The 1,886-nt window shown below is 54.8% G+C and carries 1 rRNA gene; it reads left to right on the top strand.

Features of this window, described 5'->3' with window-relative positions:
• Positions 1 to 276 precede the first annotated feature (276 nt).
• A 16S ribosomal RNA gene (locus EB836_RS17950) occupies positions 277 to 1,802 on the top strand.
• The last annotated feature ends 84 nt before the right edge of the window (positions 1,803 to 1,886 follow it).

Here is a 1,886-nt window from a genome sequence, read left to right as displayed (position 1 = left end):
CCCTTTTTGTTGGGTTGTGGTGATGGGTGAGTGTTTGTGGTTTGAGAATCCAATAGCGTGTTTGTTTGAACAAGTTGTGATGCCAGAAACATTATTTTTCTGGTGAGACAATCACACGGTCGAACAGTCTGGTTCGCCTCCTTGAGGTGGGTGGTTCTTTGTTGAATCGTTCACTGTGGTGGCGGTTGGGGTGTTTGATCGTATTTTTTGAAGCCGGCTGGTCACCCCGTGACTGGTTTGGCTGTCTTGCTGGGATTCATACTGCAACATAATTTTTTTATGGAGAGTTTGATCCTGGCTCAGGACGAACGCTGGCTGCGTGCTTAACACATGCAAGTCGAACGCTGAAGCCGGGTGCTTGCACCTGGTGGATGAGTGGCGAACGGGTGAGTAACACGTGAGTAACCTGCCCCTGATTTCGGGATAAGCCTGGGAAACTGGGTCTAATACCGGATATGACCGTTCCACGCATGTGGGATGGTGGAAAGTTTTTCGATCGGGGATGGGCTCGCGGCCTATCAGCTTGTTGGTGGGGTAATGGCCTACCAAGGCGACGACGGGTAGCCGGCCTGAGAGGGCGACCGGCCACACTGGGACTGAGACACGGCCCAGACTCCTACGGGAGGCAGCAGTGGGGAATATTGCACAATGGGGGAAACCCTGATGCAGCGACGCAGCGTGCGGGATGACGGCCTTCGGGTTGTAAACCGCTTTCAGCAGGGAAGAAGCGAAAGTGACGGTACCTGCAGAAGAAGTACCGGCTAACTACGTGCCAGCAGCCGCGGTAATACGTAGGGTACGAGCGTTGTCCGGAATTATTGGGCGTAAAGAGCTCGTAGGTGGTTGGTCACGTCTGCTGTGGAAACGCAACGCTTAACGTTGCGCGGGCAGTGGGTACGGGCTGACTAGAGTGCAGTAGGGGAGTCTGGAATTCCTGGTGTAGCGGTGAAATGCGCAGATATCAGGAGGAACACCGGTGGCGAAGGCGGGACTCTGGGCTGTAACTGACACTGAGGAGCGAAAGCATGGGGAGCGAACAGGATTAGATACCCTGGTAGTCCATGCCGTAAACGTTGGGCACTAGGTGTGGGGGACATTCCACGTTCTCCGCGCCGTAGCTAACGCATTAAGTGCCCCGCCTGGGGAGTACGGTCGCAAGGCTAAAACTCAAAGGAATTGACGGGGGCCCGCACAAGCGGCGGAGCATGCGGATTAATTCGATGCAACGCGAAGAACCTTACCAAGGCTTGACATACACTGGACCGTTCTGGAAACAGTTCTTCTCTTTGGAGCTGGTGTACAGGTGGTGCATGGTTGTCGTCAGCTCGTGTCGTGAGATGTTGGGTTAAGTCCCGCAACGAGCGCAACCCTCGTTCTATGTTGCCAGCACGTGATGGTGGGAACTCATAGGAGACTGCCGGGGTCAACTCGGAGGAAGGTGGGGATGACGTCAAATCATCATGCCCTTTATGTCTTGGGCTTCACGCATGCTACAATGGCTGGTACAGAGAGAGGCGAACCTGTGAGGGTGAGCGAATCCCTTAAAGCCAGTCTCAGTTCGGATCGTAGTCTGCAATTCGACTACGTGAAGTCGGAGTCGCTAGTAATCGCAGATCAGCAACGCTGCGGTGAATACGTTCCCGGGCCTTGTACACACCGCCCGTCAAGTCACGAAAGTCGGTAACACCCGAAGCCGGTGGCCCAACCCTTTTGGGAGGGGGCCGTCTAAGGTGGGACTGGCAATTGGGACTAAGTCGTAACAAGGTAGCCGTACCGGAAGGTGCGGCTGGATCACCTCCTTTCTAAGGAGCACACATTCAGATCCCCACCGTCAGGAACCGTTCGTGTTCCTGGGTGGGTTGCTCATGGGTGGAACATCACAACTT

It is taken from the genome of Brevibacterium sp. S111, from assembly GCF_004745075.1.
In the GTDB taxonomy this organism is placed as follows: Bacteria; Actinomycetota; Actinomycetes; order Actinomycetales; family Brevibacteriaceae; genus Brevibacterium.
Note: the sequence above shows the minus strand (reverse complement) of the source record. Positions and strands in the feature narration are given on the sequence as shown.